Annotated in this window: 27 protein-coding genes; 11 read left to right on the top strand and 16 right to left on the bottom strand. The window is 71.2% G+C overall.

Going from position 1 to position 25,037, the window contains the following annotated elements:
* The 3 genes from ACQEV1_RS40765 to ACQEV1_RS40755 form a co-directional block, all read right to left on the bottom strand.
* A complete protein-coding gene (locus tag ACQEV1_RS40765; protein ID WP_285631093.1) occupies nucleotides 1-384 on the bottom strand; it encodes a globin in 384 nt (127 codons plus the stop codon).
* Between the two features lie 13 nt (nucleotides 385-397).
* On the bottom strand, nucleotides 398-1,372 hold the full coding sequence (locus ACQEV1_RS40760; RefSeq protein ID WP_285574281.1) for a mechanosensitive ion channel family protein: 975 nt from the start codon (nucleotides 1,370-1,372) through the stop codon (nucleotides 398-400).
* A gap of 277 nt (nucleotides 1,373-1,649) precedes the next feature.
* Nucleotides 1,650-1,940: a hypothetical protein gene (locus ACQEV1_RS40755; RefSeq protein WP_285631099.1), complete on the bottom strand. Its 291-nt coding sequence runs from the start codon at nucleotides 1,938-1,940 to the stop codon at nucleotides 1,650-1,652.
* A 294-nt stretch (nucleotides 1,941-2,234) separates the two neighbouring features.
* Between ACQEV1_RS40755 and ACQEV1_RS40750 the strand changes: the two genes are divergently transcribed.
* Nucleotides 2,235-3,821 (top strand): tetratricopeptide repeat protein, encoded by a 1,587-nt coding sequence (locus tag ACQEV1_RS40750; RefSeq protein ID WP_285631101.1) that lies wholly within the window; start codon nucleotides 2,235-2,237, stop codon nucleotides 3,819-3,821.
* Nucleotides 3,822-3,896: 75 nt separating this feature from the next.
* Entirely contained in the window at nucleotides 3,897-4,361 is a 465-nt protein-coding gene (locus tag ACQEV1_RS40745; RefSeq protein WP_285631104.1) for a GNAT family N-acetyltransferase, read from the top strand.
* Nucleotides 4,362-4,369: 8 nt separating this feature from the next.
* Here ACQEV1_RS40745 and ACQEV1_RS40740 read toward each other — a convergent pair whose 3' ends face one another.
* From ACQEV1_RS40740 to ACQEV1_RS40730, 3 genes are all read right to left on the bottom strand, one after another.
* Complete coding sequence (locus ACQEV1_RS40740; protein WP_285574288.1) at nucleotides 4,370-4,573, bottom strand: FmdB family zinc ribbon protein; 204 nt, start codon at nucleotides 4,571-4,573, stop codon at nucleotides 4,370-4,372.
* 58 nt (nucleotides 4,574-4,631) lie between these two features.
* Nucleotides 4,632-5,141, bottom strand: a complete 510-nt coding sequence (locus tag ACQEV1_RS40735; protein WP_285574290.1) for an HNH endonuclease — start codon at nucleotides 5,139-5,141, stop codon at nucleotides 4,632-4,634.
* 214 nt (nucleotides 5,142-5,355) lie between these two features.
* Nucleotides 5,356-5,841 (bottom strand): hypothetical protein, encoded by a 486-nt coding sequence (locus ACQEV1_RS40730; protein ID WP_433401835.1) that lies wholly within the window; start codon nucleotides 5,839-5,841, stop codon nucleotides 5,356-5,358.
* Between the two features lie 244 nt (nucleotides 5,842-6,085).
* Here ACQEV1_RS40730 and ACQEV1_RS40725 point away from each other — a divergent pair, with 244 nt between their 5' ends.
* The 3 genes from ACQEV1_RS40725 to ACQEV1_RS40715 all read left to right on the top strand — a co-directional run bounded on the left by ACQEV1_RS40725 (nucleotide 6,086) and on the right by ACQEV1_RS40715 (nucleotide 10,270).
* On the top strand, nucleotides 6,086-8,263 hold the full coding sequence (locus ACQEV1_RS40725; RefSeq protein WP_285631110.1) for a prolyl oligopeptidase family serine peptidase: 2,178 nt from the start codon (nucleotides 6,086-6,088) through the stop codon (nucleotides 8,261-8,263).
* The gene (locus tag ACQEV1_RS40720; RefSeq protein WP_285631113.1) at nucleotides 8,253-9,029 is read left to right on the top strand and encodes a class I SAM-dependent methyltransferase; all 777 of its coding nucleotides are present in this window, start codon (nucleotides 8,253-8,255) and stop codon (nucleotides 9,027-9,029) included. Before ACQEV1_RS40725 ends, ACQEV1_RS40720 begins: the two co-directional genes overlap by 11 nt.
* A 281-nt stretch (nucleotides 9,030-9,310) precedes the next feature.
* Entirely contained in the window at nucleotides 9,311-10,270 is a 960-nt protein-coding gene (locus tag ACQEV1_RS40715) for an IS481 family transposase (protein WP_433393274.1), read from the top strand.
* 6 nt (nucleotides 10,271-10,276) lie between these two features.
* Here the strand turns inward: ACQEV1_RS40715 and ACQEV1_RS40710 are convergent, their stop codons facing one another.
* Nucleotides 10,277-10,567 (bottom strand): hypothetical protein, encoded by a 291-nt coding sequence (locus ACQEV1_RS40710; RefSeq protein ID WP_433401833.1) that lies wholly within the window; start codon nucleotides 10,565-10,567, stop codon nucleotides 10,277-10,279.
* A gap of 311 nt (nucleotides 10,568-10,878) precedes the next feature.
* On the opposite strand from ACQEV1_RS40710, the gene ACQEV1_RS40705 reads away from it, so the two are divergent.
* Together ACQEV1_RS40705 and ACQEV1_RS40700 are read left to right on the top strand one after the other, a co-directional pair.
* Nucleotides 10,879-11,280: a TetR/AcrR family transcriptional regulator gene (locus ACQEV1_RS40705; RefSeq protein ID WP_433401831.1), complete on the top strand. Its 402-nt coding sequence runs from the start codon at nucleotides 10,879-10,881 to the stop codon at nucleotides 11,278-11,280.
* Between the two features lie 142 nt (nucleotides 11,281-11,422).
* Complete coding sequence (locus tag ACQEV1_RS40700; protein WP_433401829.1) at nucleotides 11,423-11,908, top strand: DUF4232 domain-containing protein; 486 nt, start codon at nucleotides 11,423-11,425, stop codon at nucleotides 11,906-11,908.
* Nucleotides 11,909-11,969: 61 nt separating this feature from the next.
* On the opposite strand, the gene ilvD is transcribed toward ACQEV1_RS40700, so the two are convergent.
* Nucleotides 11,970-13,823, bottom strand: coding sequence for a dihydroxy-acid dehydratase (ilvD, locus tag ACQEV1_RS40695; RefSeq protein ID WP_285574303.1), 1,854 nt, complete (start codon nucleotides 13,821-13,823; stop codon nucleotides 11,970-11,972).
* A gap of 97 nt (nucleotides 13,824-13,920) precedes the next feature.
* Between ilvD and ACQEV1_RS40690 the strand changes: the two genes are divergently transcribed.
* On the top strand, nucleotides 13,921-14,514 hold the full coding sequence (locus ACQEV1_RS40690) for a VOC family protein (protein ID WP_285637168.1): 594 nt from the start codon (nucleotides 13,921-13,923) through the stop codon (nucleotides 14,512-14,514).
* Nucleotides 14,515-14,519: 5 nt separating this feature from the next.
* On the opposite strand, the gene ACQEV1_RS40685 is transcribed toward ACQEV1_RS40690, so the two are convergent.
* Nucleotides 14,520-15,341, bottom strand: coding sequence for a nuclease-related domain-containing protein (locus tag ACQEV1_RS40685; RefSeq protein WP_433401826.1), 822 nt, complete (start codon nucleotides 15,339-15,341; stop codon nucleotides 14,520-14,522).
* A 205-nt stretch (nucleotides 15,342-15,546) separates the two neighbouring features.
* On the opposite strand from ACQEV1_RS40685, the gene ACQEV1_RS40680 reads away from it, so the two are divergent.
* Both ACQEV1_RS40680 and malQ read left to right on the top strand, forming a co-directional pair.
* Nucleotides 15,547-16,956, top strand: a complete 1,410-nt coding sequence (locus tag ACQEV1_RS40680; protein WP_285637162.1) for an amidase — start codon at nucleotides 15,547-15,549, stop codon at nucleotides 16,954-16,956.
* Between the two features lie 41 nt (nucleotides 16,957-16,997).
* Complete coding sequence (gene malQ, locus ACQEV1_RS40675; protein WP_433401824.1) at nucleotides 16,998-19,022, top strand: 4-alpha-glucanotransferase; 2,025 nt, start codon at nucleotides 16,998-17,000, stop codon at nucleotides 19,020-19,022.
* A 107-nt stretch (nucleotides 19,023-19,129) separates the two neighbouring features.
* Here malQ and ACQEV1_RS40670 read toward each other — a convergent pair whose 3' ends face one another.
* The 6 genes from ACQEV1_RS40670 to ACQEV1_RS40645 form a co-directional block, all read right to left on the bottom strand.
* Nucleotides 19,130-19,525 carry a hypothetical protein gene (locus tag ACQEV1_RS40670; RefSeq protein ID WP_433401822.1) on the bottom strand — a complete coding sequence of 132 codons (396 nt, stop codon included), beginning with the start codon at nucleotides 19,523-19,525 and terminating at the stop codon, nucleotides 19,130-19,132.
* Between the two features lie 29 nt (nucleotides 19,526-19,554).
* Nucleotides 19,555-20,124 (bottom strand): hypothetical protein, encoded by a 570-nt coding sequence (locus ACQEV1_RS40665; protein ID WP_433401820.1) that lies wholly within the window; start codon nucleotides 20,122-20,124, stop codon nucleotides 19,555-19,557.
* Between the two features lie 17 nt (nucleotides 20,125-20,141).
* A complete protein-coding gene (locus ACQEV1_RS40660; protein ID WP_433401818.1) occupies nucleotides 20,142-21,425 on the bottom strand; it encodes an ABC transporter permease in 1,284 nt (427 codons plus the stop codon).
* Nucleotides 21,422-22,162 (bottom strand): ABC transporter ATP-binding protein, encoded by a 741-nt coding sequence (locus ACQEV1_RS40655; protein ID WP_433401816.1) that lies wholly within the window; start codon nucleotides 22,160-22,162, stop codon nucleotides 21,422-21,424. Before ACQEV1_RS40655 ends, ACQEV1_RS40660 begins: the two co-directional genes overlap by 4 nt.
* Nucleotides 22,159-23,340: an efflux RND transporter periplasmic adaptor subunit gene (locus tag ACQEV1_RS40650; RefSeq protein WP_433401814.1), complete on the bottom strand. Its 1,182-nt coding sequence runs from the start codon at nucleotides 23,338-23,340 to the stop codon at nucleotides 22,159-22,161. Before ACQEV1_RS40650 ends, ACQEV1_RS40655 begins: the two co-directional genes overlap by 4 nt.
* Nucleotides 23,341-23,536: 196 nt before the next feature.
* Entirely contained in the window at nucleotides 23,537-23,905 is a 369-nt protein-coding gene (locus ACQEV1_RS40645; RefSeq protein WP_433401812.1) for a VOC family protein, read from the bottom strand.
* A gap of 62 nt (nucleotides 23,906-23,967) precedes the next feature.
* Here ACQEV1_RS40645 and ACQEV1_RS40640 point away from each other — a divergent pair, with 62 nt between their 5' ends.
* A complete protein-coding gene (locus ACQEV1_RS40640) occupies nucleotides 23,968-24,426 on the top strand; it encodes a MarR family winged helix-turn-helix transcriptional regulator (protein WP_433401810.1) in 459 nt (152 codons plus the stop codon).
* 96 nt (nucleotides 24,427-24,522) lie between these two features.
* Here the strand turns inward: ACQEV1_RS40640 and ACQEV1_RS40635 are convergent, their stop codons facing one another.
* Nucleotides 24,523-24,963: a DUF6924 domain-containing protein gene (locus ACQEV1_RS40635; RefSeq protein ID WP_433401808.1), complete on the bottom strand. Its 441-nt coding sequence runs from the start codon at nucleotides 24,961-24,963 to the stop codon at nucleotides 24,523-24,525.
* Between the last annotated feature and the right edge of the window lie 74 nt (nucleotides 24,964-25,037).

The raw sequence follows: 25,037 nt of genomic DNA, 5'->3' as shown, positions 1-25,037 counted from the left end.
TCAGTCCAGCGTGTTGATCATGCTGTTGGCGGCCATGACGAGGTAGTCCCAGAGCATCTTCTCGAGCGGCTCCGGAAGTGCGATCTCATCGACCGCGTCGCGCATGTGCGCCAGCCACGCGTCGTGCTCGGCGCGGCCGACCCGGAACGGGGCGTGCCGCATCCGCAGCCGCGGATGGCCGCGCCGTTCGCCGTACGTGCGGGGACCGCCCCAGTACTGGATCAGGAACAGCCGCAGCCGCTCCTCGGCCGGGCCGAGATCCTCTTCCGGGTACAGCGGGCGGAGGACCGGGTCCGCCGCGACGCCCTCATAGAACCGGTGGACGAGCCGGCGGAAGGTCTCTTCGCCGCCGACCGCCTCGTAGAACGTGACTTCATCTGCCATGGCGTGCCCCACCCTATGCGGCGGTGAAGGTGGCCATGTTCACCCCGGCCGAGTCGAACGCCTTCTTCACGCGTTCGCGCAGCTCGCGGGCGACGTCCGACTGCCGGCCCGGCGCCGTCTTGCACACGACCCGCACCACCACGGCCTCGCCGGACAGCGCCTGGACGCCCCACACCGTCGGCTCGTCGAGGATGGCCTCGTCCCAGGGCACGTCGATCGCCATCGCGCCCGCGGTCTCGGCCAGGATCGTACGGACCTTGTCCAGGTCGACGTCGTACTCCACCGGCACGTCGAGCACGACGCGGGCCCAGTTCTGCGACTCGTTCCCGATCCGCTTGATCTCGCCGTTCGGGATGTACCAGACGACGCCGTTGACGTCGCGCAGCCGTGTCGTGCGCAGCGTGACCGCCTCGACGGTGCCCTTGGCCGAGCCCACGTCGATCACGTCGCCCACGCCGTACTGGTCCTCCAGGAGCATGAACATGCCGGTGAGGAAGTCCTTGACGAGGTTCTGCGCGCCGAAGGCCACGGCGACGCCGATGATGCTCGCGCTGGCGAGGAACGGCGTCACGTCCAGGTGCAGGTAGCGGAGAATGTTGATCGCTGCGCTGCCGAGGATGATGATCGAGGCGACGCTGCGCAGCACCGAGCCCGTGGTCTCCGCGCGCTGCCGGCGGCGTTCGCTGACCAGCACCGGGCTGCCGTCGAAGACGGTGCGCGTGCGTTCGCGGAGGCGTTCGGGCATCGTGCCCTCGGCCATCCGGAGCGTGATCCGTGTGATCAGCCGGTTCACGATGCGGCGCAGGATCATCGCGATGACGACCGAAATGATGATCTTCAGCGCGATGGTGAGGGGCTTGTCGATCCAGTTGCTGAACGTACTGGTGACGTCGGAATTGTGGCTGATGTTCCAGGTCAGCCGGCAGCCCGTGGTCACCGGCTTCCGGCAGAAGTCCCCGGCGCTGCCCTTGCTCGTGAAGAACACCATGGGAACAGCGGAAGACGCGAGCACAGAAGAACCCTCCCCGGTCGGTCCTCGACCGCCTAGCCTGCGAGCGTCTCCGATGTTAAGCGAACGGGAGGACCCCGACGGCCCCTATGGGTGTGCGCCTTCTCATGCCCGGTCACGTGCTGTTTTCGGTCGTCTCCGCCCCGTGGGCGGACGGCCGTCTGCTATGGACGGTCCCGCGGGACCGGTCAGTCCGCGCCACCGGTCGCGGTCCCGCGGGACGCGTTCCCCCCTCGAACGCGCGGGAGAAGTTCCTCTAGCCGTGCCGCGTCTCGAGCACCCGCGCCACCTTCGCCGCGGCGCCGTACGGGTCCTCCACGGCGTGCAGTGGTTCCCCCCAGGACCACCAGAAGTACCAGGGCGGCTGGGCGGCGTCGCCGGGCGCGGGCGCGCACATGACGTTCTCCGACAGGCTCGCCGCCTCGGGGTTGACCACCCGGCAGAAGGCCGGCCCGGAACGGGAACGGACCACTTTGGCGACCAGGCCCCGGTCGGCTAACTCGCGGACCAGGCCTTCGAGGTATCCGACCCGGCGTTCATCCGGCATCACCGCGACTTCCCTTCACATTATGGACGCGATCGACTACGCGCAGCGAGAATCGCAAGGTCGTCGGGGAGGGTCAAGGAACGTCGCCGGTTCCCGGCGCACGAATCCTCAACGGGGCCGAACGATCCTCCACCGGTGCATGACGAAGCTGTGCCGCCGGAGCGGGGAATGCGACCCGTCTCATGCAATTTCACGGCGATTCGGTTGGCGCATGGCGACGGCGGCGTTACGCTGCGTACGCTCGTTGTCTCGCTTTAGTAGCCGTTCGGCTCCTTCCCCCCGAGGAGGCCGGAGATGACAGAACCCGAAAAGCCCGGACCGCCGAGGAAAGAAGCGGACCTGGCCCGCCAGATGCGGGCCCGCGGACTCGCGCTCGGTCATGCGCCTCCGCAGATCGCCCGAGAGATCCACGAGGTGTGCGCGCCGATCCACGGCACCAGCCAGATCAAGGCGCACCGCCTGGCACACGGCATCGCGCTCTCCGACGTCGTGGCCCAGGTCCGCGCCCTGTACGAACTCGAGGGCCGTCCGCCGCCCAAACTGGGCGAGACGCTCCTGTCCGCGTACGAGAGCGGCTACAAGCGGCCGGGGCCCGCCTACCTGCACGATCTCTGCCGCGTCTACCACGCCGAGCCCGCCGACCTCGGGTTACGGGGGCCGTGCGTCTGCGGACACCCCCATGCCCGTCTCCTCGAGCCCGGCGTCGTGCTCCAACCCGACACGCTGACGACATCACGACAACCGTTCTCCGTGCCGCCCATCACCGGGGTCCAGTACCGCGCCGAGGACCCCCGCGGCGGCGCCGGAGAGGAGGAGGAGACAGTGCTTCGGCGAACGCTTCTGCAGATCCTGGCCGGGGCGGGCGTGGCGCTCGATGGCCAGATCCTGGGCGCGGTGGACGGTGTCCGCCGCAAGATGGACGACACACTGGTCAACGCGTCGGTCTCCCCGACGATGCTCGACCAGTGGGAGGAGACCGCGCTCGGATACGGCAAGCAGTACACCTCGACGCCGCCGCTGCGGCTGCTCTGCGACGTCCTGCTCGACTTCAGCGAAGTACGCCGCATGTGCGAGCAGCGGCAGCCCATCGAGCTCCAGGAGCGACTCTGCCGCCTCGCCGCCCAGCTGTCCGGGCTGGCAGGCGCCCTGATGATCAACCTCGGCGACCACCGCCTGTCCCGTTCCTTCTTCCGTACGGCCCGCACCGCCGCCGACGAGACCGGCGACCGGAGCCTGCGGTCGTGGGTGAGCGTGCGCGAGGCGCTGGTGCCGATGTACTACGGAGACCCGCGCGAGTCGCTCCACCTGGCCCGGCGCGCGCAGGACCTGGCCGGCCGTACGCCGAGCGCCGCCGCCGCCATGGCCCCCATCGTGGAGGCCCGCGCGCTCGGCATGCTCGTCAAACGCGGCCGCAGCGACGCCGCCGGCAGCGCCAAACGCGCCATCGCGCGCGGCCAGGCCGTCTTCGGTCAGCTCGGCAAGGAGCACGTGGCCGACACGGCGTTCGGCTACACCGAGCGGCAGCTGGCCTTCCACGTCGGCGACACCTACACCAACATGGGCGACCACACGCACGCCGAAGAAGCCCTGCGCCGGGCGCTCACCCTCTATCCCTCCACGTCCGAGCTCGACCGCACCCTCATCTGGCTGGACCGCGCGACGTGCCGCCTGCAGAAGGGCGAGCCGGAGGAGGCGCTGCGCACCGCCACGGAGACCGTGCTCGCCCTGTCACCGGGCCAGTTCACCGACATCATCGCCCAGCGTGCCCGTCAGCTCGTGGGAGCCGCGGTCGCGCAGTACGGCGAGACCAACGAGACGAAGGAGTTCCGTGCGATCCTGGCGGCGCCGACCAGGAGCGGCGCCGGCGAGAAGCAGACCTGACCGATGGCACGTGTGCTCGACGCCGGCGCACCCAGGCGCCGGTGTCAGGATCCGCCTGTCTGGACCTTCTGCGCGATGCGCATCCGCCGCTACGCGCCGGCCGACCACGCCACGGTCCTGACCCTCCACCGGGAGGGCCTGGCCCAGGTCGGCCTGCGGCCCGGTGACGGGGTCTACTACGACGACGACCTGGCCGACGTGGAGGGCGTCTACCTGCGGGCCGGCGGTGAGTTCCTGGTCGGCGAGGTCGCCGGGGAGATCGCCGCGATCGGCGGTCTTCGCCGGGTGAGCGACCGGGTGGCGGAGATGGTCCGATTACGGGTGCGCCCGGATCGGCAGGGCCGGGGGTACGGCGCGGCCGTGGTGACGGTGCTGGAGGAGCGGGCGGTGGAGCTGGGCTACCACGTGCTGCGCGCGGACACGACGGTGAAACAGCCGGTCGCGATGGAGCTGTACCGCTCGTCGGGCTGGCAGGAGCTCGACCGCCGGGTCACCGGCCCGACGGTCACGGTGTACTTCGGCAAAAGTCTCGTGCGCTGAGCGGACGGTCAGCCGCAGCAGCCGCCTCCGCAGCAGCCGCCGCCGGCCTGCGGCGGGGCGGCCGCCCCGCCGGTCATCGCGACGGTGGACAGCAGCTTGACGGTGTCGTCGTGCCCGTCCGGGCAGGTGGCGGGGGCGGAGGCCTCGGCCATCGGGCGGCTCAGCTCGAACGTCGAACCGCACGCGCGGCAGCGGTAGTCATAACGTGGCACCCGCTCAGAATACGTCCTCTGCCCGCGTCCGCCAGGGGTGAGACGCACGCTCCGGCAGTTAAGCGGCGGGCTCGCTGACGTAGGGCGCCCACTGGGGGTCGCCGTCGTGGACGAGGCCGATGAGACGCCAGTGGGCGCCACGGGGGACGGCGGGCGCGACCGGGAGCTGCCAGCCCAGCTCCTCCAGCAGCTTGTCCGCCTTGCGATGGTTGCAGGGCGTGCAGGAGGCGACGCAGTTCTCCCAGAGGTGCTTGCCGCCACGGCTCCGGGGGATCACGTGGTCGATCGTCTCCGCGCGCCGGCCGCAGTAGGCACAGCGGTAGTTGTCGCGCCTCATGAGCGCGGCACGGGTGAGCGGCACCCGTTGTCGGTAGGGGATCCGCACGTAGCGCAGCAGCCGGATCACCGACGGCATCTCGACCACCACGGTCGCCGAGTGCAGGCGGGCACCCGAGATGTCGTGGTGGACGATCTCCGCCTTCTCCCGCAGGACGAGACAGACGGCCCGTCGCAGGGGCAGCGTGGTCAGGGGTTCGTAGGTGGCGTTGAGGAGCAAAACCTGTCTCATCAGACGGCCTCCGGGACGCAGGCGCCGGTCGCCCCGCGGGGCACGCTCCAGCGCGCCTCGAGACGAGGCTCAACGATCATCAGCACCAGCGCACCCGCCACGAGGACCTCCTCACGGGTGATACTCGAACTGAAATCAGTGTGGCCGCTGAGATGCGGATTTCGCTACCCCATAAGACCGCAATCGCTGTAAAGGGGTCTTGATCCTGGATCGGTCAACGAGCGTCCGTGCCGGTCATCGGGCCGCCGGGCGCCGCGACGCCGGCGTCCACCGGGGAGGGGGCGCCGATGCCGGGCAGGATGCCCGGCGCCTGGTGCCATGTCACCTGGGCGTTGACGCGCAGCGTGCCGCCCGCCGCGGCCACCGTCGTCCGGATCCAGCCGCTGCGGCTCTCGCCGGGCTTGATCGAGTCGAACCGGCACACGATGTCGCCCGCCTGGCCGGCGGCGCACGGCTGGGAGACCCCGACGATCTTCTGGTCGGCCGAGACCCGGTGGGTCGCGACGACCGTCTCGGCGCCCGCGGTGCCCTTGTTCGTGAGCACCCAGTGCCAGGTGACGCCCGAGTTGTCCGTGGCGATCTGCGGATGCCCGTACTCCATCCGCAGGTCGGCCGCCGGCGACGGAGCCGCGTACGCCGGCGGGACGATCCCCGTGGCGGCCAGCGCCGGAATCGCGGCGAGCGCGATGTATCCCCTCATGTCCAACCCCCCGATCGACATGCAAGGCCCAGGCTACGGCTCTCCTGACCGGGCGGGCCGTCCGGCTCCACCGGTGTCCGTCATCATTCGGTCACGAACGCCCCGCGGCCCGTCCACGGCGGACGATCCCACGGAAACCACCGAACGGCCCGGCCATCATCGGCAAAAGCCCTGGTGTCGAACATTTGGCGTTAAACCGCGATGCCGCGTCCTGTCCCGCCTCACGACCTCGTAGAGTGCGTTCATGAGCGAGCGGAGCGAGCGAATCGACAAGCACAGCGTCCCTGGTCACTCCTCCGACGGAGTCGGACTCGGGGATCGAGAGCTGTATCCGTTTGCACGGCGTGAGGACCTCGTCGAGGAGATCCACGGCCACCGCGTACCCGACCCGTACCGCTGGCTCGAGGACCCCCACGGTGAGGAGACCAAGACCTGGCTGACGGAGCAGGACGAGCTGTTCCACCGCGAGGTGGACGACCTGCCCGGCCGCGACCGCCTGCGCGCCCGCATCCGTGAGCTGCTGGGCGCCGGCACCGTGGGCGCGCCCGTCTGGCGCGGCGAGCGGCGGTTCTTCATGCGCCGTACGGCCGAGCAGGAGCACGCCGTTCTCTACACGGTCGACCCTCCGGCGAATGAGGGGGAAGAGGGGACCGAGCGCGCGCTCATCGACCCGATGGCGCTCGACCCCACCCACACCACGACGCTCGACTCCTGGCAGCCCGACAAGGAGGGCCGGCTTCTCGCATACCAGCTGTCCCACGGGGGCAACGAGGAGTCGAAGCTGTACGTCATGGACATCGCCACCGGCGAGCGGGTGGAAGGGCCCATCGACCGGTGCCGCTACACCGCGGTCGCGTGGCTGCCCGGCGGCGAGGCCTTCTACTACGTCCGCCGCCTGGCGGCCGACCAGGTGCCCGCCGGCGAGGAGCAGTACCACCGCCGCGTCTACCTGCACCGGGTCGGCACCGACCCGGAGACCGACGACGTGATGATCTTCGGTGCGGGCCTGGAGAAGACCAACTACTACGGTGTCTCGGTGAGCCGCGACGGCAACTGGCTCACGCTGTCGGCCTCCCAGGGCACCGCGCCGCGCAACGACCTGTGGATCGCCGACCTGCGCACCTCGTCGCTGGAGGCGCCCGAGTTCACGGCCGTGCAGGAGGGCGTCGACGCGGAGACCGGCCTGTACGTGGGCCGCGACGGCCGCGCGTACGTCTTCACCGACCGCGACGCACCCCGCAGCCGGCTGTGCGTGACGGACCCGGCCTCGCCGTCGCACGAGACGTGGCGCGACCTGATCCCGGAGGACCCCGAGGCGGTCCTGTCCGACTTCGCGATCCTGGACGACCTCGACCGGCCGGTGCTGCTCGCCGGCTGGACCCGTCACGCGCTCAGCGAGATCACGATCCACGACCTGGAGACCGGCGAGCGCATCGGCGAGGTGCCGTTGCCGGGGCTCGGCTCGATCGGCCGCATCGGCGAACGCCCGGAGGGCGGCCACGAGGCGTGGTTCGTCTACTCCGACAACACCACGCCCGTCTCGGTGCACCGCTTCGACGCGCGGACCGGCGAACTCTCCCTCTGGGCATCGGCGCCGGGCGCGGTCGAGGTGCCCGACGTGGAGGCGCGGCAGCTCACCTACACCTCCTACGACGGCACCGAGGTCCGGATGCTCGTCGTCGCGCGCCCCGGCGGCGAGGGACCGCGCCCGACCATCCTGTACGGCTACGGCGGCTTCAACATCCCGCTGACCCCGGCGTACAACGCCACGACGCTCGCCTGGGTGGAGGCCGGCGGCGTGTTCGTCGTGGCCAACCTGCGCGGCGGCTCGGAAGAGGGCGAGGAGTGGCACCGGGCGGGCATGCTGGACAAGAAGCAGAACGTCTTCGACGACTTCCACGCCGCCGCCGAGAAGCTCATCGCCGACGGCTGGACCACCCCGGACCGGCTGGCCGTCTCCGGCGGTTCCAACGGCGGCCTGCTGGTCGGCGCGGCGATCACCCAGCGGCCGGACCTGTACGCCGCCGCGGTGTGCTCCGCGCCGCTGCTGGACATGGTGCGGTACGAGAAGTTCGGCCTCGGCCAGACGTGGAACGTGGAGTACGGCTCCGCCGACGACCCCGAGCAGTTCGAGTGGCTCTACGCCTACTCGCCGTACCACCACGTACGCGAGGGCGTCGCCTACCCGGCCACCCTGTTCACGGTGTTCGAGAGCGACACCCGGGTCGACCCGCTGCACGCGCGGAAGATGTGCGCGGCGCTGCAGCACGCGACCTCCGACGCCGCGCGGCCGATCCTGCTGCGCAACGAGGCCGACGTCGGCCACGGTTCCCGCGCGATCAGCCGCTCGGTCGAACTGACCGTGGACACGCTGTCCTTCACGGCCGCCCACACGGGGCTGAGGATTCCGGATGGTCGCTGACGACGCTCTGGATCGGGTGCTGAAGCTGCTCGCGTCGCCCCCGGCGCGTCCGGAGGTCTCCCACGGCTATCTGGACCTGCTGGGGGAGGAGGGGACGCACGACACGCTCGCGCAGCGGCTGATGCGCTCCTCCGGGCTGCCGCGGATCTACGAGCAGGTGTGGCGGCCGGTGCTCTTCGGGCTCGCCAAGGGCGGCCCGCTCGGGCCGAGCACCGATCAGGAGTACGCCCTGGCCCGTGCGTGGCTGGACCTGGCCGCGACGCCGGGCGCGACCGTCCTGGACGTGGCCTGCGGTCCGGGCAACGTGACCCGCGCGCTGGCCGAAGGGGTCACGGACGGCGGCCTGGTGATCGGCGCCGACGCGTCGGCCACGATGCTGAGCCGCGCCGTGGCCGACACGCCCGCCTCCGCCCCGGGGACGGCGGAGGTGGCGTACGTCCGGTGTGACGCGGCGGACCTGCCGTTCGCCGACGCGGCGTTCGACGCGGTGTGCTGCTACGGCGGGCTGTACCTGTTCGCCGACCCCTGGGCGGCCCTGGCGAGCATGGCCCGTGTGCTCCGGCCGGGCGGCCGCCTGGTCGTGCTGACCACGCACCGGCCGGGACTGCCGCTCCTCGGCCCGGGCCTGGGGGCCGTGAGCGGGGCGACCGGCATCCGCATGTTCGGGGCGCGCGAGCTCACCGAAGGTCTGAGCGCGGCGGGCTTCTCGGCCGTACGCCGCCGTTCCCACGGCCTCATGCAACTCGCCGGCGCGACCCGGCCGTAGGGCCTGTCTCAAAGCCCCGCTGTCCTACTGCGGCGCCCAGACGACGCCTCGCCGCGTTGTCGTCGGTCGCCAGCCAACACCAGGCTGACTCCCTCCTCCGCCTTGCGACGCGCCGCCTGGACACCGCTCGCTACGGACGGGGACCTTTGAGACAGGCCCTAGCTGTGCTGTCCGGGGACGTTGGTGACAGGCGACACGCCCTGGGTGGTTCTTGAACAAGGGGAGGGCCTTCTGGTTTCGGTGTGGATTGCGACATCTGCACCGACGTCCAGGAGGCCCTCATGCCCCACCGTAATGCCCCGCTGACCCCGACCGGCCGCCTGCGCCTGGCCCAGTGCATCGTTGAGGACGGCTGGCCACTACGCCGGGCCGCCGAACGCTTCGGCGTCAGCCACACCACCGCCGCACGCTGGGCCACCCGCTACCGGCAACTGGGCGCCGCCGGCATGCATGACCGCTCCAGCCGCCCGCACCACAGCCCGCGCCGAACCCCACCACAAATCGAGGCACACGTGGTCGCGCTGCGCCGGGCGCACCGCATCGGCCCGCTCCGGCTGGCCGCCCGCACCGGCATCGCGCCCTCCACCGCTCACCGCATCCTGACCCGCCACGGCCTGCCACCCCTGGCGGTCTGTGACCGCGCCACCGGCGAACCCATCCGCCGCTACGAACGCCAACGCCCCGGCGACCTGGTCCACATCGACGTCAAGAAACTCGGCCGCATCCCCGACGGCGGCGGACACAAGACCCTGGGCCGCGCCGCCGGCCGCAAAAACCAGCGACGTGCCGGCATCGGCTACCTGTACCTGCACACCGCCCTGGACGACCACTCCCGCCTGGCCTACACCGAAACCCTCACGGACGAGACCGCCGCCACCTGCGCCGCCTTCCTCGTCCGCGCCACCGCGTGGTTCGCCGCCCGCGGCATCACCATCCAACGGGTCCTGACCGACAACGCCTGGGCCTACACCAAGACCACCTGGCGCACCATCTGCGACGAACTGGGCATCAGCCCTCGCTGGACCCGGCCCTACCGGCCCCAGACCAACGGCAAGGTCGAACGATTCCACCGCACCCTGACCGAGGAATGGGCCTACCACCAGCCCTACACCTCAGAAACCGAACGCCAAACCGTCCTCATCGACTGGCTGGACTGGTACAACTACCACCGACCCCACACCGGCATCGGCGGCCAAACCCCAGCCAGCCGCGTCACCAACCTGTCCGGACAGCACACCTAGCCGTGGTCAGGCGGAGACGAGCAGCACGCCGCCGGCGACGGCGGCGAGGCCGGCGGCCCGTACGGGGGTGAGGCGTTCGCGGAGGATCACCACGCCGAGGACGACGTTGAGGGTGCGGCCGGTGGCGACCGCGCCCACCGGCTCCAGGGACATCGCGACCAGCACGAGGCCGTAGCTCGCCGGGACCAGCGCGGCGACCGGCAGCGCCCGGCGCCACTGGGCCAGGACCCGGCCCGCCCGGCGGTGACGCGGTGCGACGACCGCCGAGAGCACCGCCACCTGGCCGAGGTCGCCCACCGCGAGGCAGTACCCGTGCCCCGAGCCCGGCCACGGCGTAGGCGTCCCACAGGGTGTAGGCGCAGCTGCACGCCGCGACGGCGAGCCCCAGGACGGAGCCGCGCGACATCTCCGACCGCGTCCACCGGTCATCCGTGAGGACCACGCCGCACAGCACGAGGCCGGCGCCGCACCACGCCTTCGGCGCCGGCCGGCCCGCCCACGGGATGGCGGCGAGCGTGACGAACACGGGAGTCGTTCCCCGGCCGACCGGGTAGACGACCGAGAACTCGCCTCCTCCGTACGCCTTCTGCAGGACGACGGCGTAGCCGGTGTGCAGGACGGTGCTCACCCGCCCGGACCACAGGGCCACGGACGACGATCTGCGGCAGCGGTTGCTCGACGCCGCCGCCGGGCTCCTCGACGACAGCGGCATCGAGGCCGTGACCATTCGCGAGACGGCGCGACGGTGCGGGGTCTCACACGGAGCGCCGCGCCGCCACTTCCCCTCCCGTACGTCGCTGCTGGGCCATCTCGCCAACGCGCGTCGCCGTCGAACTGGGCGGCGAACTCGACGCCACCGACGAGACGCCGCTCCGGCTCGCCCGCGCCTACGTCGGGTTCGCGGCGCGCCGGCCGCACGCCTTCGACCTGCTCCTGCGGCACGACCTGCTCGAGGCCTCCGGCGCCGACCTGCGCCCGAGATCCGCGCCGGCCTTAACTCGGGGCGCTGACTTTTGTTTCGGAGAGATTTCTCCGATGAGTAAACCTTTGTCGCGTTGTCGCTGTCTGAGTAAAAGGGACGGTTTCCTCGTCCCTCCCGCTTAAAGCGGGATCGTTCTGATCGGAGAGTGAGAGCGACAGGTGAAGAAAAGTATGACGATCGCTGTTGCCGGATTCGCCGGAATCGTCGGAATCGCCGCCATGGCGGCGCCGGCGCAGGCCACGGCGGTGGGCGCGCAGTCGCACGCCTGCTCGTTCACCGCGGATCGGCTTACCGTCGCGTTCGCTCACCCGTACGAGATCGACGGCGGGCTGGACCAGCCGCTGTCCGTCACGGCCGGGGGCGACGGGAGCTGCGTGCTGACGGGCCGCGCGAAGATCTCGCTGCTCGACGAGAACGGTAAGGCGCTGCCCTACCGGTTCCGCAAGGGCGCGGACGGAATCACCACCGAGGTCGGCCCCGACCAGCAGGCCGTGTTCGACCTGACCTTCGCGACGGGGAGCGGCGACCACACGAGCCCGTCGAAGATCCGGATAACGCTGCCGAACGGCGGCGGAAGCCGCGTCATCGACTGGAGTTCCAGCACTCCCGCCTCGAAGACGATAACGGTCGGCGGCTTCCGCCCCTGGCTCGACTGACCGAAGCGCGACGGCCGGCTGCGGTCTGTCTCAAAGCCCGACTTTGAGACAGACCCTAGCCCTAGCCCTGGCCGCCGCCGAGCTGGGAGATGTCGCGGGCGGCGCCCGTGGAGGCGGAGGTGGCCATCGCGGCGTACGCCTGGAGGGCCGCGCTCACCGGGCGGTGCCGGTCGCGGGGGCGGTAGGAGCCCAGGTCCTTCAGCAGGCGCTCGCGGCGGGCGCGAAGCTCGTCGGCCGGCACGTCGAGGCGCAGCTCGCGGCCCGGGATGTCGATCACGATGCGGTCGCCGTCCTCGACCAGGGCGATGTCACCACCGCCCGCGGCCTCCGGTGAGGCGTGCCCGATCGACAGGCCGCTCGTGCCGCCCGAGAAGCGGCCGTCCGTGATCAGCGCGCAGGCCTTGCCGAGGCCGCGGCCCTTGAGGAACGACGTGGGGTAGAGCATCTCCTGCATGCCCGGGCCGCCCTTGGGGCCCTCGTAGCGGATCACCACCACGTCACCCGGCTTCACCCGGTCGCCGAGGATGCCCTCCACGGCGTCCTCCTGGCTCTCGAACACCACCGCCGGGCCCTCGAAGCGCCACAGCGCCTCCTCCACGCCCGCGGTCTTGACGACCGCGCCCTCCACGGCGAGGTTGCCGTAGAGCACGGCCAGCCCGCCGTCCTTGGTGTAGGCGTGCTCGGCGTCGCGGATGCAGCCCTCGGCGCGGTCGAGGTCGAGGGCCTCCCACCGGTTGTTCTGGCTGTACGGCCGGGTGGTGCGGACCCCGCCGGGCGCGGCGTGGAACAGCTCCGTCGCCTCGGCCGACACGCTGTCGGAGCGCACGTCCCAGGCGTCCAGGAACGCACCGAGCGAGTCGCCGTGGATCGTGTGGACCGTACGGTTGAGCAGGCCCGCGCGGTCGAGCTCGCCCAGGATGGCCGGGATGCCGCCGGCGCGGTGGACGTCCTCGATGTGGTACTTCGCGGTGGCCGGCGCGACCTTGCAGACGCACGGCACGCGGCGGGACAGCTCGTCGATCTCCTTCAGGCCGAAGTTCACGCCCGCCTCGCGGGCCGCCGCCAGGAGGTGCAGGATCGTGTTGGTCGAGCCGCCCATCGCGACGTCGAGCGCCATGGCGTTCTCGAACGCGTCGCGAGTGGCGATGTTCAGCGGCAGCACCGAGTCGTCGTCACCGGCGTAGTAGCGCTGGGCGATCTCCACGACCCGCCGGCCGGCGTCCTCGAACAGCTTCTTGCGGTCCGCGTGGGTGGCCAGCACCGTGCCGTTGCCGGGCAGCGCCAGGCCGATCGCCTCGGTCAGGCAGTTCATGGAGTTGGCGGTGAACATGCCCGAGCAGGACCCGCAGGTCGGGCAGGCGTTCTCCTCCATCTGCGCGAGCGTGTCGTCGGAGACGGACTCGTCGGCGGAGGCGATCATCGGGTCGATCAGGTCGAGCTTGGTCGTGCCGTCGACCGGCTTGCCGGCCTCCATCGGGCCGCCGGAGACGAAGACGGTGGGGATGTTGAGCCGCATGGCCGCGATCAGCATGCCCGGCGTGATCTTGTCGCAGTTGGACACGCAGATCAGGGCGTCCGCGCAGTGCGCGTTGACCATGTACTCGACCGAGTCGGCGATGAGCTCGCGGGACGGCAGGGAGTAGAGCATGCCGCCGTGGCCCATGGCGATGCCGTCGTCGACCGCGATGGTGTTGAACTCGCGGGGCACGCCGCCCGCCTCCTTGACGGCGGCGGCGACCACCTGGCCGACCTCGCGCAGGTGCACGTGGCCGGGCACGAACTCGGTGAAGCTGTTGGCCACGGCGATGATGGGCTTGCCGAAGTCCTCACGGGCCACACCGGTGGCCCGGAGAAGCGCCCGTGCGCCCGCCATGTTCCTGCCGTGCGTAACCGTTCGTGACCTCAGCGGCGGCATGACCTCTCCATCCCTTGTGCTCAGACTCCGATCGTACGGGGTAGAAGCACAGCGTTGAGACAGTGCGTCTTACATCGCGGGCACAACTAGGACGGCCATGACACTCGACCATCTCGTCTACGCGACTCCGGACCTGGAGGAGAGCGTCCGGCAGCTCGCCAAGCTGACCGGCGTACGGCCGGTGGAGGGCGGGCCGCATCTGGGCCTCGGCACGCGCAACCACCTCATCGGCCTGGGCGAACTCCGCTATCTGGAGATCATCGGACCGGATCCGGAGCAGCCGGAGCCCGAGGGGCCACGGCCGTTCGGCATCGACGAGCTGACCGAGCCGCGGCTGGCCGCCTGGGCGGTGCGGGCCGCCGACATCGAGGCGCGCGTCGCACGGTCCCGCACGCTGGGGTACGACCCGGGCCCGATCGAGCCGCTGTCACGCCGCACGCCGGACGGGGAGGTGCTGCGCTGGCGGCTGACCTACCCGTACGAGGCCGTCGTGCCGTTCCTGATCGACTGGGGGAGGACGCCGCATCCGGCGCGCCGCCTGCCGGTCGTGCCGCTGACGGCGTTCGCCGCCAGCCATCCCGAGCCCGCGCTGGTACGCGAACGCCTGGCCGCCCTCGGCGTCGAGCTGGACGTGCGCGAGGGCGAGCCGGCGCTGGTCGCGGTGATCGGCGGCACCACGACCCTGACCTGAGGAGCTCAGTCGTCGTCCGACGGGTACTTCGGCGGGAGCACCCGTTCGGCGGCCTCGTAGATGCGGTCGATGTCCGTCGAGGAGAGGATCTTCGGGCGACGGCGCAGGTAGTTGCGGGCGCGGGCGCCAGCGTACACGTCGACGTCGCGGACCATCAGGACCTTCCAGGAGATGGCCGGACCGTAGATGGCGAGCGAGGGCTGCACCGGCACCTCGTAGCCGAGCGCGCCGCTGATCAACTTGCTGGCCTGCTCGGACTCCCAGCGTGCCTCGTCGAGGCGCTCCTTCTTGTTGAAGGGGCCGAGGAACAGCTTGCGGTGCGACATCGCGCGCACCGGCAGCCGCTTGTCCCACTTCTCGGAGTCGACCGCGTACACGCCGGTGGGCCCGATCACCAGGTGATCGATCTGCCCGTCACTGACGCCCTCGTCGTCGCGCGGGACGGCGCGGGCGTGCAGGGTGCGGTAGCCGGACTTCTCCATGCCGCGCAGCTGCCGTTCGGTCTTGCGCTCGGCGACGGACGGCTTGCGCCACGCCTCGACGCTCGACTCCTTGCGGTTCTTCAGCGCGACGTCGGCGACCACCACCACGATGGCGACGAGGAGGCCGACCGGAAGATTGACCAGCAGCGCGAACAGCAGCCCGAGGGCCAGCGCCGCGACCGACCGGCGGATCCACCTCTGGACCTGGGGATCACCGATCATGTCGCCGTACGTTTCCTGCTTGGGGCGCTCGCGTTCGAACGGACTCTGTTCCTCCGGCCGGGATGCGTCATCCTGCTCGCGTGTGGAGGTCTGGGTGGACGTATCCCGCTCCACAGGGGCCATTTCCGACACTCCCTGCTCGATCGACGGCAGCGAACATGATCTTCCTTGGGGAAGGGTAACGAGGCTTCGCGCCGAGTGCCTAGTCGTGTCATGTCGACAGTTTTGTCCCCCTGAGTCGTTGATTAGCCCCGGTAAGACAGGGGTAGATTTCGCATCATCCCCCACGGTGGCCGTGCAACTTTCGGTGGGCGTACCGTCTTCACTTGTGACCCAAATTCATGACCTCAGCGCGCGCGAGCAGGCCGCCGCGATCCGCGACCGCGAACTCTCACCCGTCGACGTCACCGAACACTACCTGAATCGCATCGACCGGCTGGGCGACCAGGTGGGCGCGTTCGTGACGGTGACCGCCGACATGGCACGTGAGCAGGCGAAAACCGCCGAGAAGGCGGTCGCGCAGGGGGACACGCCGCCTTTGCTGGGCGTGCCCGTGCCCATCAAGGACCTGAACATGGTGAAGGACGTGCCGATGACACTCGGCTCGGCCGCCTTCGACGATTTCCAGGGATTCGCCGACGACAACGTCGTCACGTCGCTCCGTGAGGCGGGCACGATTCTGCTGGGTAAGACCAATACGCCGGAATTCGGACTGCCCTGTTATACCGAGAACGACGTCGCGCCCCCGGCGCGTACCCCTTGGGATCTGTCCCGGTCCGCCGGCGGGTCGAGCGGGGGAGCCGCCGCCGCGGTCGCCGCGGGTCTCGCGCCGATCGCCCAGGGCAGCGACGGTGGCGGGTCGATCCGGATCCCGGCCAGCGTGTGCGGCCTGTTCGGCATCAAGCCGACGCGCGGCCGGGTCAGCCACGGCCCGATCGTGCCCGACCTGACCGGGCTCGCCACGAACGGCCCGATCGCCCGCGACGTGCGCGACGCCGCGTTGATGCTCGACCTGATCTCCGGCAACCGGCCGGGTGACATGTATCACGCCGCCCCGCAGGAGGGCACCTTCCTGGAGGCCGCCGACCGCGCGCCCGGCCGGCTGCGCATCGGCCGCAGCATGGCCTCGGCCGTCCCCGGCGCGGAGATCCACCCCGACTGCGTGGCCGCCTACGAGGCCGCCACGGAGCTGCTCACCGAGCTGGGACACGAGGTCGAAGAGTTCGACATGCCGTTGGGCGCCGACCTGGTGCCGCACTTCGAGACGCTCTGGGCGGCGATGGCCACGCTCACCCCGGTGCCGCCGGACCGCGAGGAGCGCCTGCGGCCGCTCACCCGCCACCTGCGCGAGCGCGGCAACGCCATCACCGCGCCGGAGCTGTTCATGGCACAGGGCGCGCTGCAGCTCGCGGTGCGCCTGGCGATGCCGGTCGCCGAGCAGTACGACGTGATCCTGCACCCGACCCTCGCGCAGCCGCCGGTGCCGATCGGCCACTTCGACGACGTCGACCCGGCCGAGAACTTCGAGCGGCAGAAGCGCTTCACGCCCTTCACCTCGATCTACAACATCACCGGCCAGCCGGCCGTCAACGTCCCGCTGCACTGGAGCGACGACGGACTGCCGATCGGCGTGATGCTCGTCGGCCGGATGAGCGACGAGGCCACCCTCATCTCGCTGTCCGCGCAGCTGGAGGCGGCCCGTCCCTGGGCCGACCGGCATCCTCCGATTTGGGACTGACCCGTCGATTCGACCGCCGGGCTCGGGGCATCGTAGGCAGCGTGAACGATCTCAACGAGCTGGCCGCCGCGTACGGCGTCGAGACCTCCTACACCGACTGGCGGAGGCGACCGGCCGACGTCTCACCCGACACGATCAGGACGGTCCTGACCGCGCTGGGCGCGGACGTCTCCTCTCCGGCCACCGTCCGCGCCGAACTGGAGCGTCTCGCGCACGAGAGGCGCACCCGGCTGCTGCCGCCGTCCCTCGTGGCGTACCCGGGTGAGAACCTGTCCGCTCCGGCGGGAGCGGACCTGCGGGTGGAGCTGCCGGGCGGCGGCGAGATCGGTCTCGCCCCGTCCGGCGCCGGCTCCTACCGGCTGCCCGCCGACGTCCCGCCCGGCGACCACGCCGTGCACGCCCGCCTCGGCGACCGTACGGCGAGCGCCCCGCTGCTGGTGGCCCCACCACGCGCACCCGATCCGGGAACGCGTGCGTGGGGCTTCATGGCGCAGCTGTACTCCGCGCGGTCGCGCGGCTCCTGGGGCCTCGGCGACCTGGCCGACCTGCGGAGCCTGGCGCGCTGGAGCGCGCAGGACCTCGGCGCCGGGTTCGTGCTGGTCAACCCGCTGCACGCCGCCGAGCCCGCCGCGCCGATCCGGCCCTCGCCGTACCTGCCGGTGAGCCGCCGCTTCACCAGCCCCCTCTACCTGCGGCCCGAGGACGTGCCCGAGTACGCCGGGGCCGACCCGGACCTGCGGCGGCGCGTCGACGAGCTCGCGGCTCCCGCACGGGCCCGCGACCACACGGCCGACATCCTCGACCGTGACGCGGTCTGGGCGGCCAAGGGCGCCGCGCTGGAGCTGCTGTACGCGTTGCCGCGCTCGCCCGGCCGCGAGGCCGCCTACGCCGCGTACCGCGAGCGGGAGGGCGAGGCGCTGACGGCCTTCGCGACCTGGAGCGCGCTGGCCGAGCTCCACGGCGCCGACTGGCGCTCGTGGCCGGCTCCGCTGCGCGACCCCGCCTCGGCCGCGGTCGCCGCCGAACGCGAGCGGCTCGCGGACCGGATCGGCTTCCACTCGTGGCTGCAGTGGCTCCTGGACGACCAGCTCGCCTCGGTCCAGTCGGCCGCCCGCGCCGCGGGAATGCCGATCGGCGTCATCCACGACCTCGCCGTCGGCGTCGACCCCGGCGGCGCGGACACGTGGGCGTACCAGGACCTGTTCGCCCAGGGCATCACCGTCGGCGCGCCGCCGGACGCGTTCAACCAGCGCGGACAGGACTGGGGACAACCGCCGTGGCACCCGCAGCGGCTCGCCGGCTCCGGCTACGCGCCGTACCGCGCCATGCTCCGCCACGTCCTGCGGCACGCGGGCGGCCTCCGCCTCGACCACGCGATGCAGGTGTTCCGGCTGTGGTGGGTGCCGGAGGGCGCGCCGGCCTCCGAGGGAACGTACGTCGCCTACCCGCACGACGAGATGCTCGGGGCACTGCTGTACGAGGCGCACCGGGCGGACGCGGTCGTCGTCGGCGAGGACCTCGGCACGGTCGAGGACTACATGCGCGAGGTGTTCGCCGAACGCGGCGTGTTCGGGACGTCGATGGCCTGGTTCGAACGCGACCCCGGCGGCGGACCGCTGCCGCCCGGCAAGTGGCGCGAGCTGTGCCTGGCCACCGTCGGCACCCACGACATGCCGCCCATCGAGGGGTACCTGAACGGCGACCACGTCGCGCTGCGCGAGCGCCTCGGCCTGCTGACCCGGCCGGCCTCGGAGGAGTACGAGGAACTGGAGGAGGGCCTGCGGGAGTGGCGCGAACTGCTGACCTCCCTGGGCCTGGACCCGGCCGACATGACCACCGCCCTGCACGCCTTCCTCGCCCGCACCCCGTCCCGCCTGATCGGCGTCTCCCTGGCGGACGCGGTCGGCGAACGCCGTACCCAGAACCAGCCGGGCACGACGGATGAGTACCCGAACTGGCGGGTCCCGCTGACCGACGCGGAGGGCCACCCGGTCCTTCTGGACGACCTCCCCGACGACCGCCACGTCCGCGCCGCCACGGAACCGGTACGGCCCCCGGGGACCTGAGCCGGGGTTCTTCCCGGGAGCACCGCGGCTCGCCTGGAGTGACGTGCCGTTTCTGGGGGCGTGAGGCCCGGAGGCGTCCCCGGGCCTCACGCGTGTCGTGTTTCCGGTTACCGGCGGGCCGGGGGGCCGCCCTGGCCGCCGTTGGGTGCGCCGGTGGGGCGGAGTGACGCGCAGGCCTGGGCGGCCTTCTTCTGCTTCGCCGACATGGTCGGCATGCCGCTCGGGCGGCCCGACGGACGGGCCGTCGGGGTGCCGCTCGGTGCTCCGCTGGGCGCGCCGTTACCCGGGCCGCCGCCCGGTCCGCGGCCGGGCGTCGAGACGCCCTGTTTCCGCATGCACTCGCGGTACGCGGCCATCGCCTCGTTCGACCCGCCGCTCTTCGCGGCGGTCGGACTCTGGCCGGAACCGCTCTGGTCCGAGCCGCCGCAGGCCGCGCTGAACAGCAGCGCGGCCGCGACCGCCGCCCCGCCGAACAGCCGGACCGCCGCCTGACCATCGATCATCGTCGTCTCCTGGAATGGGTTTCCGTACGTCAGCGGCCGGAGGAGCGGCCCTGGCTGACGGATGTCGCGGTGACCGTGCCGTCCTTGGCCTGGTCACCCTGCACGACGACGCTCGTTCCGGCCTTGAGGTCCGTGGCCGAACCGCTACGGAGCACGCTGACGTCGGTACCGCCGGTCAGCGTGACCTTCACGACGTCGCCGTTCGCCGTCCGGACGTAGATGGTCCGGCCGGAGATCTTCTGCACGGTGCCGGCGGTCACGCCGGCCGTGGCGGAGGCGCCCGGAGCACCGGACTGTCCGGTGCCTCGAGTGCCGCCCTGGCCCGGCGGCGTGCCGTTCTGGCCCCGGAGACCGCTCCCGGCAGGCGTGCTCGGCGCGGCGCTCTGACGCGCCGCGTGACGGTCCACCTGGGCGCCGATGACGAAACCGGCGGCGACCAGCACGCCCGCGCCGAGGACGGTGGTCAGGCCCGGCCGCCTGCGGACGCGTGGCGCCCTGGCCGGTTCCTCGGCCAGATCGTCCTCGAACGGCGGTTCGGAGAGCTCCTCGCCCTCCGCGGCGGCCGGTGCGCGTACGGCGCGTCGGGTGCGGGCGCTCATCTTCTCTCTCCTCGCGCTCATTGGTGTCGCAGCGCCTCGATGGGGCGCAGCCTCGCGGCCCGGCCGGCGGGATAGCCGCCGAAGAACAGGCCGATCGCCACGGACACGGCCAGGGCCAGGACGATCGACGAGGGCACCAGCACGGGCCGTACGCCGGCGAGGGGGAACAGGCTCGCGACGACCCCGATCGCCACCCCCGACAGGCCGCCGAGCAGGCTCAGCACGGTCGCCTCGGCGACGAACTGGCCGAGGATCGCGCCCCGCGGCGCGCCGATGGCCTTGCGGACGCCGATCTCGCGCGTCCGCTCGGTGACGGTGACCAGCATGATGTTGGTGATGCCGATCCCGCCGACCAGCAGGCTGATGGCGGCGACCGCGCCGAGGAGCACGGTGAAGGTCTTACCGGAGTCGCTCACCGCCGACCGCAGGCTCGCCTGGCTCTGGATCTGGAAGTCGGCCGTGTTGGACCCGGAGATCCCGTGCCGCTGGTCGAGGATGTCGGTGACCTCGCTCTGCGCCTCGTCGGTGACCTTCGCGCTCTCGGCCTCGACGACGATGTCGCTCAGCCCTCCGAACCCGGTGAGGTTCGACTGGACGACCGGCAGCGGGGCGATCGCCACGTCGTCGGCGTCCTGCATGCCCGACGACCCCGACTCCCGCAGCACCCCGACCACGGTGAAGAGCGCGCCGCCCACGTTGATCTGCTTGTTCAGCGGGTCGACGGTGCCGAACAGGTCCTCGGCCACCGTGGTCCCGATCACCACGACCTTCCGGCCGCCGGTCACGTCGTCGTTCGTGAACCCCGTTCCCCGGTCGACGACCTTGTCGGCGGCGGCGAAGTAGGCCGGATAGGTGCCGACGAACTGGCTGATCGCGTGACTCGTGCCCACGTACGTCGTCGTCACCGACGAGGACGTCACGACCGGGGAGGCGCTCTTGACCGCGGGCGCGTTGACCGGGTCGACCAGGGCCTTGGCGTCGTCCACCGTGAGGTCGTGGGCCTGCGTCCGCGGGCCGTTGCTCTGCCCGCCGGCGGCCCCGCCGAAGCCGCCGAACCCGCCGCCGGGACCGCCCATGCCGCCACCGCGCCGGCCCGCCGACGTCGACGGCGTGACGGTCAGCGAGTTCGCGCCGAGGCGGGAGATGCTGTTTTTGATCTGCTGGGACGAGCCGTTCCCGACCGCGACCAGCACGATCACGGCCGCGACGCCGATGAGGACGCCGAGCATGGTCAGCGCGCTGCGCGGCTTGTTGGAGGTCAGCCCGCGCACGGCGAACCGCAGGATCTCCCAGGGGTTCACCGGGCGCCGCCCGCCACCCGGGCCGCCGCGGGCGGCGGACCGGCCACGGCCGCCTGCCGGCGGTCGTCGATCACGCGCCCGTCGACCAGGCGGATCACGCGCTTGGCCCGCGCGGCGACCTCGTCCTCGTGGGTGATCAGCACGATCGTGCGCCCGGACGCGCTGAGCCCGTCCAGGATGTCCAGGACGTCCTCGGTGGACCGCGTGTCCAGGTTGCCGGTCGGCTCGTCGGCCAGGACGAGCGCCGGAGCGGTGACCAGCGCCCGTGCCACGGCGACGCGTTGCTGCTGGCCGCCGGACAGCTCGTTCGGCTCGTGGCCCATCCGCTCGCCGAGGCCGACCTGGCGCAGCGCGGCCTCGGCCCGCCGCCGGCGTCGCGACGGCCGCACGCCGCCGTACGCCAGGGGCAGCTCGACGTTGGCCAGCGCCGACATCCGGGGAATCAGGTTGAACGACTGGAAGATGAAACCGATCTTGCGGTTGCGCAGGATCGACAGCCGGCGTTCGTCGAGCGCCCCGACATCGGTGCCGTCGAGCAGGTAACGGCCGTCGCTCGGCACGTCGAGGCAGCCCAGGATGTTCATGAGCGTCGACTTGCCGGATCCGGACGCCCCCATGATGGCGACGTAGTCGGACCGCTCGACGCGCAGCGAGACGCCGCGCAGGGCGTGCACGGCCGTGTCGCCCGCGCCGTAGACCTTGGTCACCTCGCGCACGTCCAGGACCGGCGCGGTCACGGCCGTCCTCCGCCGCCGATGCCGCCACCGGCGCCGCCGATGCCACCGCCCCCGCCGCCGGGGAACCCGCCGGAGGAGCCGCTGTCGCCGCTGCCGGTGGTCGTGGTGATCACGACCTCGTCGCCCTCGTTCAGCCCCGACTTGATCTCCGTGCCCTGGTCGCCGGAGACGCCGGTCTGAACCTGCTCGGCGACCTGCTTCCCGCCCTGCCGGACGGTCACGGTGCTCTGCCCGCCGGCCGTCCGCACCGCGGCCGCCGGTACGTACAGCACGTTCTCCGCCGAGGCCGTGGTGACCCGTACGGTCGCGGTCTGGCCGAGCCGCAGGGAGGACGGCGGGTCGGTGAGCTCGACGGTGGCGCCGTACTGGACGACGTTGTCGCTCGTGGTCGGCGACATGTCGATCTCGGTGACCTCGCCGGTGGCCGTGACGCCGGTGAGCGCGTCGAAGGAGACCGTCGCGGACTGGCCGGTCTTCAGCTTGGTCGCGTCCGACTCGGTGAACTCCCCGGTGACCTCCAGCCGGCCCGGATCGGCCAGCTCGATGAACCCGGAGGAGCTGGAGCCGTCAGTGCTGGATGAGCTGGAGGAGCCCGACGACCCGGTCGAGCCGCCGGATGAGCCCTGCCCCGACGAGGACGAACCGGACGAGGAGGAGGCGGAGCCGCCGGAGGAGCCGCCGACGGCGCCGTTGACCGCGACGATCGTCCCGCTGAACGGCGCGACGATCCTGGTGCCCTCGAGCGCCCGTACGGCCTGTTCGTAGGAGTTCTTGGCCGAGACGTACTGGGAGTAGCCCGAGGCGCTGGAGGTGTCGCCGGACTCGGCGGCGGCCAGGCTCGCCTTGGCCGAGGTGACGTTCTCCTCGGCCTCGGTCCGGTCGAGCCTGGCCAGCACCCGGCCCTTCCTGACCTTGTCGCCGGCCGCCACGTTGATCTCGGTGACCGTGCCGGAGGTCCCGAAGGTGAGCGCCCGCGTACGGGAGCTGGCCACGGAGCCGGAGGCGGACACCGATGACACGACGTTGCCGCGCGCGACCCGCGCGGTGCGGGTGGAGGACGCGCCGGCCGCGTCGTCCCCACCGCTGAGCGAGAGATATCCGACGGCGATCCCCACGGCCAGCAGAACGGCGAGCGCACCGTTGAGCAGGAGAACGCGGCGTCTGAGCAGACGTTTCACCCGGCCTAATGTGGAGACGTTCGATGGGACCAGGCTGATGTGACCATGAGAAATGGATGAGTGGCGTTTCAAAGGCCTTTCTCATGTGCCGCTCATACCGCTCTCACGCGGACCTGGAACCGAAGGCCGGACGCGCCATTGCGCAGCCTCGATGACCGACTCGTGCTGAGCAAGGCGGTTGGGATCGTTGTTCGCCTCAGACGCGGTCGTGGAGGGTGATCTGATAGCCGTCGGGGTCGGCGAAGGTGAATGTCCGACCGAAGGGGCCGTCGATCGGTGCAGAGACGATGGTGTGCCCGTCGGCGACCAGAGCATCGTGAATGGCCTGGACGTCTGTGGCGTGGAGCCAGATCGCGGTGCCGATGCCGGGCTGGGCAGCGGATGTGAGGTCGGTGCCGGCAATGACGTCGCGGAGTGCGAAGGCGATCGGTTTCGTCTCGAAGACGACGGCGTGCGGAGGCCCGGCCTGCGAGCGGACGAGGCCGAGGTAGTGCTCGTAGAACGCCTGCGAAGCCTCGAGGTCGCGCGCTTGGAGCGAGATGAAGTCGGGGCCGGTGGCCGGCATGAGGATACTCCTTCTTTCGTGTCAGCATTCTGACACAGGCCAACCTATGTCAGAATGCTGACATGAGTCAAGACGGTGTCGGCGTCGACCTGGAGACGTCACTGGGCTACCTGCTGAAAGAGGCGTCGAGCGCCCTCCGCGCAGCCATGGAAGAGGTGCTGCGGCCGCTCGGGCTGAGCGTGACGCGCTACGCCTGCCTCGAGTTGCTGGCTCAACGGCCGGGCTTGTCGAACTCCGAGCTCGCGCGGGGCGCGTTCGTGACACGGCAGTCGATGAACGTCCTGCTCCAAGCCCTGGAACGAGAGGGCTACGTGACCAGGCCGGCGGAGGCGCCCGTCGGGAAGGTTCTTCCCACGCGACTCACGCCTCGCGGTCGACGGAGCCTCGAGAAGGCGACCGTGGCGGTCCGGTCGGTCGAGGTCAGAATGCTGGCCGGCATGACCGAGACCGAGCAGTCAGACGCGTTCCGGATCCTGCGGAGGATGATCCATTCCCTGCGCGACGGCAACGACGGTTCGTAGTTCATTCCCCCGGCCCGGCTGTCTCCGCGCTCGGCTCCGCCCGAGCAGCCGACCGGGTGGGGCGGGCCCGTCTCCATGTGGACGGGCTCACATCCGTCAGTCGCGCTCGTCCTCTTGATCCATCCGGCGGAACTCCTCGTACATGGCCGTCCCTGGTCCCGCCACATACATCTCGAAACCCGCCCAGTCGGAGCCGTGGAATTCAATGAAGGACAAATTGCCGAGGCTGTCGTTGATTTCGAGGTTGGTCATATGCAGGGCCGGAACGCGAAACGGCTCCTCACGAGGCCAGGACTCGTCGCCCGCGTCGTTCACATGGATGTCGATGCCGAGCAGCGGCAGATCGTCGGAGGCGAAGGTCTCCGCATCGGCCAGATAAAGGTGGTCGTACGGCAGGTCGTGGCCAGTGTCGGGGGCCGCGGCAAGCACCGTCGCGGGCAGCAGGCCCTGGTACTCCTCCTCGGCGTCGTGTTCCTCGACAACGACGCCAGGTGGTAGGTGCCGGATGTGTAGTTGTTCAGGCCACCGGGTGTGCATCGGCCGCAGGGAGACGCCGGCGTGCCGCAGATTTGGTCACCTCGATCCAAGGTCTCTCAGCGCTTCCGCCAGCA

Origin of the sequence: Actinoallomurus sp. CA-142502 (assembly GCF_050936355.1) — a bacterium.
In the GTDB taxonomy this organism is placed as follows: domain Bacteria; phylum Actinomycetota; class Actinomycetes; order Streptosporangiales; family Streptosporangiaceae; genus Actinoallomurus; species Actinoallomurus iriomotensis.
This window is presented reverse-complemented; position numbering and strand designations above follow the sequence as displayed.

Bases quoted from the DNA above. Each gene is read 5' to 3' on its own strand.
- ACQEV1_RS40765 (WP_285631093.1), bottom strand. From the start codon at position 384: ATGGCAGATGAAGTCACGTTCTACGAGGCGGTCGGCGGCGAAGAGACC.
- ACQEV1_RS40760 (WP_285574281.1), bottom strand. From the start codon at position 1,372: ATGGTGTTCTTCACGAGCAAGGGCAGCGCCGGGGACTTCTGCCGGAAG.
- ACQEV1_RS40755 (WP_285631099.1), bottom strand. From the start codon at position 1,940: ATGCCGGATGAACGCCGGGTCGGATACCTCGAAGGCCTGGTCCGCGAG.
- ACQEV1_RS40750 (WP_285631101.1), top strand. From the start codon at position 2,235: ATGACAGAACCCGAAAAGCCCGGACCGCCGAGGAAAGAAGCGGACCTG.
- ACQEV1_RS40745 (WP_285631104.1), top strand. From the start codon at position 3,897: ATGCGCATCCGCCGCTACGCGCCGGCCGACCACGCCACGGTCCTGACC.
- ACQEV1_RS40735 (WP_285574290.1), bottom strand. From the start codon at position 5,141: ATGAGACAGGTTTTGCTCCTCAACGCCACCTACGAACCCCTGACCACG.
- ACQEV1_RS40730 (WP_433401835.1), bottom strand. From the start codon at position 5,841: ATGAGGGGATACATCGCGCTCGCCGCGATTCCGGCGCTGGCCGCCACG.
- ACQEV1_RS40725 (WP_285631110.1), top strand. From the start codon at position 6,086: ATGAGCGAGCGGAGCGAGCGAATCGACAAGCACAGCGTCCCTGGTCAC.
- ACQEV1_RS40720 (WP_285631113.1), top strand. From the start codon at position 8,253: ATGGTCGCTGACGACGCTCTGGATCGGGTGCTGAAGCTGCTCGCGTCG.
- ACQEV1_RS40715 (WP_433393274.1), top strand. From the start codon at position 9,311: ATGCCCCACCGTAATGCCCCGCTGACCCCGACCGGCCGCCTGCGCCTG.
- ACQEV1_RS40700 (WP_433401829.1), top strand. From the start codon at position 11,423: ATGACGATCGCTGTTGCCGGATTCGCCGGAATCGTCGGAATCGCCGCC.
- ilvD (WP_285574303.1), bottom strand. From the start codon at position 13,823: ATGCCGCCGCTGAGGTCACGAACGGTTACGCACGGCAGGAACATGGCG.
- ACQEV1_RS40690 (WP_285637168.1), top strand. From the start codon at position 13,921: ATGACACTCGACCATCTCGTCTACGCGACTCCGGACCTGGAGGAGAGC.
- ACQEV1_RS40685 (WP_433401826.1), bottom strand. From the start codon at position 15,341: ATGGCCCCTGTGGAGCGGGATACGTCCACCCAGACCTCCACACGCGAG.
- ACQEV1_RS40670 (WP_433401822.1), bottom strand. From the start codon at position 19,525: ATGATCGATGGTCAGGCGGCGGTCCGGCTGTTCGGCGGGGCGGCGGTC.
- ACQEV1_RS40665 (WP_433401820.1), bottom strand. From the start codon at position 20,124: ATGAGCGCCCGCACCCGACGCGCCGTACGCGCACCGGCCGCCGCGGAG.
- ACQEV1_RS40645 (WP_433401812.1), bottom strand. From the start codon at position 23,905: ATGCCGGCCACCGGCCCCGACTTCATCTCGCTCCAAGCGCGCGACCTC.
- ACQEV1_RS40640 (WP_433401810.1), top strand. From the start codon at position 23,968: ATGAGTCAAGACGGTGTCGGCGTCGACCTGGAGACGTCACTGGGCTAC.
- ACQEV1_RS40635 (WP_433401808.1), bottom strand. From the start codon at position 24,963: ATGCACACCCGGTGGCCTGAACAACTACACATCCGGCACCTACCACCT.